Below are 5259 nucleotides of genomic sequence, written 5' to 3'. Positions count from 1 at the left end.
ATGGCGGGCGCGCGATGGTGGGGCGCAGCGATGAGCTTGGTGGCGCGCGTTTCAGTTTAATCTGGCCGCGCGTTCACACAGACTGACAATGTTATTGGCCACGACTTGCAATGCAGGACAAAATAGAGCCGTGAGTCGGTACGTTTCCAGACACTTGTAACATAACGTTACAAATAGTCACCTTCCAGCTATAGATTACTTGCTTCATACAGGTCACTATAAGCGCACGTATCCTTTGGAGACGTGGTGAGAATGTTGCGACACACTGTGTCGTTTTGTTGGGCCTCCTTTGTCGAGGCCCTTTTTTTTGGGCCGGTTTTGTTACATCAGCTTTCCGGTTGAACTATTCCTTTCAATGTCGCAAATGAGCTTTCTGCAGCGGTCTCGATGAAGTCCTTGAGATACTGAGTTCCGGATTGCTCTTTTCGGATGGCTGCATATAGCACAGGCCAGACTCCAGCTTTACCTAACGGCCGTACGGATATCAAACCTGCATCAAGGTAGGTCTGAAGCGCCCAGTTCGGCAGGCAGGCGACGCCACGGCCGCTGGCGACGAGCTGAATCATCATCAGCGTTAATTCGGTTTCCCGAGTTGCTGAAGGCTCAATGCCATGGGGTTCAAGAAAACGTTCAAAAATATCCAGGCGCCGGCGGTCAACGGGATAGTGGATCAGGGTTTCCTCGCTCAGGTGCTCCGGACTGATCCACTCGTATTGGGCCAGGGGGTGTTGGTTAGCGATTGCAAGAACCGACTGGTATCTGAACAGCGGGATGTGCGTGACCACGGGATCGTCTGCGGGGTCTGACGTAATCACCAGATCAATGTCGCCTCGCCTGAGTGCTTCAAGTGGCTGAAAATGGAAACTGGTTGTGAGATCAATCTCGACGTCGGGCCAGTGATCGCGGAACTGATTGATGGCTGGCATTAACCACTCAAAACAACTGTGACATTCGATCGCCATGTGGAGTCGTCCATCATGCCCCGCTTCAATCTTCTTCAGCGTTTGTTCTGTGCGTTGAATCATAGGTAAGACGTTATCAGCGAGTTGCAGTACCTCAAGGCCCGCCCGTGTGAAACGGATTGGGCGTGATTTCCGTTCGAACAAACGGGTATTAAGACGCGACTCAAGATCTTTGAGTTGATGCGACAGGGCCGACTGAGTGAGATGCAGGCGCCGGGCAGCATCGACGAGACTCCCGCTGTCTCTCAGAGCAATGAGCGTTTTCAGATGGCGTATATCAAGCATAGAGATCATTCTTGAGAATATTTCATGACAGTTTAGCGCTATCTATTAATTTATTCATATATGCCGCATTTTTACTGACATATCTGGAAGCGATTTCGTGGAGCAGTTAGTCTGGAGTTTTAGTCAGATTGGATCTCACTGTATGTCGAAGTATCTGCTTAGCTTTGATCAGGGCACAACCAGTAGTCGCGCCATATTATTTGGGCTGTCGGGTGAAGTGATTGCGCAGTCACAGGAAGAATTTGAACAGCATTTTCCGAACCCAGGTTGGGTCGAGCATGCGCCTTCAGATCTTTGGCAAACCTCTCTGAAGTGCGCGCGCGATGTTCTTAAGCAAGTGGGTGCTAAAGCCTCTGATATTGTTTCGATTGGTATTACTAATCAACGGGAGACAACGCTGATCTGGGACAGGCAGACTGGCGAACCTGTGTATCCTGCTATTGTCTGGCAAGACAGACGAACCGCGGATCTTTGTCGTCAGTGGGAAGGCCAGAAAAATGAGATATCAGCGCGCACCGGACTTTTGCTGGATCCTTATTTTTCGGCCACCAAAATCCGCTGGATACTGGACAACGTTGAGGGGGCCAGAGCGCGCGCTGAAGCGGGTGAGCTGGCGTTTGGCACGGTCGATACCTGGTTGATCTGGCAGCTGACAGGCGGGCGCTCTCACTTAACGGACGCAACCAATGCCTGTCGCACCATGCTCTATAACATCCATGAAGAGTGCTGGGATGCCGATCTGCTGTCCTTGTTTGATATCCCAGCGCCACTGCTTCCTGAGGTTCAGGACAGCGCATCAGACTTTGGCAAAACTCTGAGCGGCTGGTTAGGTGGAGCGGTTCAGATTGGCGGCGTGGCCGGTGATCAGCAGGCTGCTTTGATCGGTCAGGGTTGCTTTTCTGAGGGGATGATCAAGAGCACCTACGGGACTGGCTGCTTTATGGTGCTGAATACTGGGCGTGAGGCGGTGACATCCAAGCATCGCCTGCTGACGACAATCGCCTATAGGATCAACGGCGAAACGACCTATGCTCTCGAGGGGTCGATCTTTATGGCAGGTGCGACGATTCAGTGGATCCGGGATGGCTTGCAGCTGATTAAGGACGCCAGGGAGAGTCAGTCTCTGGCAGAGAAAACGGGTTACGAAAATCCAGTCTATATGGTTCCTGCATTCGCAGGCCTGGGAGCGCCATACTGGGATCCGGATGCGCGGGGCGCCATTTTCGGTCTCAGTCGGGATAGTGGAATCAAAGAGTTGGTTACTGCTGGGTTGCAGGCGGTCTGTTACCAGACCCGTGATCTGCTTTCTGCGATGGAAGGCGATGGTGCCAGAGCCGCTGAACTCAGAGTAGATGGCGGTATGGTGAAGAATGATTGGTTGGTTCAGTTTTTGTGCGATGTGCTCGGGGTACGGGTCACAAGGCCCCAGATTACCGAGACAACTGCATTGGGTGTCGCGTATCTCGCGGGGATTCAGTCCGGGGTCTACCAGAGCCTGGATGAAGTCGCAGGTTTGTGGCAGACGGAGCGGGTCTTTGTGCCAAAAATCTCTAAAGTGAAAAGGGACAAACTGTACGATGGCTGGAAAGATGCTGTAGGACGCTTGTGCCGCCCAGCATGACGTGGTTATAACGGAAATCAGGATGGAATCGGACCGGAATTGTTGTCCTTATGTAAAAGGCTCTGGCGGGGGGCGCCGTCACCCATTATTCTGACAGACAAGATACTTTGGGAAGCCTTTATGGGGCAGCTAAGAAAGGATATTTTACGCCGGCACAGCCTGGCTGCAGCGGGTGTTCTTCTATTCAGCATTCTTTACTACGTCGGCTTTGGTATTCAGTACGGCGCGTCGCCGAACGCTTGGTTCGGCGCCATGGTATTTTTCTATCTTGTCGTCCATGGAATTACTGCCTGGTACATTTACTCGGGCAGAGCAATGGAGACTTCCGATCCCAGTATGACAATGCCAGTGATGGCGCTCGTGATTCTTTACATGTCTGGGCTAATGATTCTGGCCCCTGAACTGCGCGGAATCATGATTCTGGGTTATCTCAACATAATGCCTTTTGGTGTATTCCGCCTTTCGGGACGGGGATTCGTTGGTATTTCTCTGTTCACTGTTGTTAGTTATTCGTTAGTCATTTTTTCTACCCACTACAGCGCCAGTGAACTGCTTGTTCCAGAATTTGAAGTGGTTATCGGCGTTGCTTTGATGACGAGCCTGCTTGTATATGCATTTATCGGTCGCGAGTTCTTTATTCTGAGGAAAGCCTACGGCGAGAAAAATTCCGAGCTACGGCGCGCGCTGGCCCGTATCGAAGAACTGGCGGTCACAGATGAACTGACGGGGCTGAATAACCGGCGTTATCTGCTCAAGACTCTCGAAAAGCAGAGGGCTCTGTCTATCCGCCAAGAGATCCCGTTTGTTGTGGCCTTCATCGATATCGATTACTTCAAACGCGTCAATGATGAATACGGTCACAGGATCGGAGATCAGGTACTTGCTGAACTCGCCCATCTGCTTCGTGTATCTGTCCGGGAAATTGATCTCGCTGCTCGCTACGGCGGAGAAGAGTTTGTTCTGCTGCTGTCAGGGCTGAATCTTGAAGCTGCTTCCGGCGTTCTGGAGCGGATACGTGTTTCGGTCGAGAATCACAGATTTTCTGAGGTGGATCTGGAACAGCGGGTATCGATTGGTGGTGCTGAGTATCACCCGGATGAGGCCTCTGAGGACGTTCTTAACCGGGCTGACCGGATGCTCTATGAGGCGAAGCGCCTCGGCCGCAATCAGGTCTATCTGGAAGGCGCTCAGCAGTTATCGCTGCACTGAGCGCCACAGAGAACAGTTTCAGTCCTCTTCTTCCTGGCAGAGTAGAAACTCCAGCAGTGCTTTCTGAGCATGAAGGCGATTCTCTGCTTCGTCCCAGACGACTGCACGCGGATCTTCCATGACTTCATCAGTCACTTCTTCACCGCGATGCGCGGGCAGGCAATGCATGAAAATCACATCACTGGCCGCTTTATCCAGCAGTGCAGGGGAGACCTGGAACGCCTGGAACTTGCGGATGCGCTCTTCCTGTTCCTCTTCCTGACCCATTGACGCCCACACGTCAGTCACGACGAGGTTCGCGCCTGCGACAGCTTCTTCAGGGGTTTTGAACAGCTGAATACGGTCACCGCCTTCGCTGACGATGCGGGCATCAGGTTCGAAGCCTTCTGGCGTGGCAATACGCAGATTGAATCCGAATTGTACCGCCGCCTTGATGTAGGAGTGGCACATATTATTGCCATCGCCAATCCAGGCCACTGTTTTGCCCGCGATAGAACCGCGATGCTCAACATAGGTCTGCATGTCGGCGAGCAGCTGACAGGGGTGAAAATCGTCTGTCAGGGCGTTGATGACGGGTACAGAAGAGTAGGCAGCGAAGCGTTCGATAATGTCATGATCAAAAGTACGGATCATGACAACATCAACCATACGCGAGAGTACACGTGCAGAGTCTTCGACGGGCTCGCCACGACCTAACTGGGTATCGCGTGGCGACAGGAAGATCGCGCTGCCACCGAGCTGGCTCATGCCTGCTTCAAAAGATACTCGGGTACGGGTGGATGATTTCTCGAAGATCATCCCCAGTACTCTGTTCTTCAGCGGCTCGTAGATTTCTCCTGCTCGCTGCTTCTTTTTGAGCTCGATAGCCCGTTCAATTATCCAGTTGAGCTCATCCGGAGAGGTGTCCGAGAGCGTCAGAAAGTGTCTCACTGTCTTTTCCATTTGGTCATTCATTGAGTTCATGGATCAGTTCCATAACTCCCTCTACGATCAGATCTGCTTCTTCTTCTGTCAGTGTCAGTGGTGGTAGAAGACGAATAACATTGCCTGAAGTAACGTTCAGCAGAAGGCCTTTTTCGGTGCCCTTTGCCATTAATTCGGTGCAGTCTTTGGTCAGAACAATCCCCATCATCAAGCCACGTCCCCGGATTTCGGAGAACAGAGGGTTGTCCTGTAAACGCA

The 5259-nt window shown here is 52.1% G+C and carries 5 protein-coding genes; 2 read left to right on the top strand and 3 right to left on the bottom strand.

Annotation, left to right across the window (positions count from 1 at the left end; genetic code table 11):
* Positions 1–326: 326 nt before the first annotated feature.
* Positions 327–1247, bottom strand: coding sequence for a LysR family transcriptional regulator (locus B2067_RS02370; RefSeq protein ID WP_301378918.1), 921 nt, complete (start codon positions 1245–1247; stop codon positions 327–329).
* Between the two features lie 142 nt (positions 1248–1389).
* Here B2067_RS02370 and glpK point away from each other — a divergent pair, with 142 nt between their 5' ends.
* Positions 1390–2868 (top strand): glycerol kinase GlpK, encoded by a 1479-nt coding sequence (glpK, locus tag B2067_RS02365; protein WP_297532902.1) that lies wholly within the window; start codon positions 1390–1392, stop codon positions 2866–2868.
* Positions 2869–2988: 120 nt separating this feature from the next.
* Positions 2989–4077: a GGDEF domain-containing protein gene (locus tag B2067_RS02360; protein ID WP_301387327.1), complete on the top strand. Its 1089-nt coding sequence runs from the start codon at positions 2989–2991 to the stop codon at positions 4075–4077.
* Between the two features lie 18 nt (positions 4078–4095).
* Here B2067_RS02360 and argF read toward each other — a convergent pair whose 3' ends face one another.
* Positions 4096–5040 (bottom strand): ornithine carbamoyltransferase, encoded by a 945-nt coding sequence (gene argF, locus B2067_RS02355; RefSeq protein ID WP_301387326.1) that lies wholly within the window; start codon positions 5038–5040, stop codon positions 4096–4098.
* Positions 5024–5259: aminotransferase class III-fold pyridoxal phosphate-dependent enzyme (locus B2067_RS02350; RefSeq protein ID WP_301387325.1), on the bottom strand; the 236-nt coding region annotated here is incomplete at its 5' end. The genes B2067_RS02350 and argF, both read right to left, overlap by 17 nt.

This window comes from Thalassolituus sp. UBA2590, from assembly GCF_002339775.1.
Lineage (GTDB): Bacteria > Pseudomonadota > Gammaproteobacteria > Pseudomonadales > Oceanobacteraceae > Thalassolituus.
Note: the sequence above shows the minus strand (reverse complement) of the source record. Positions and strands in the feature narration are given on the sequence as shown.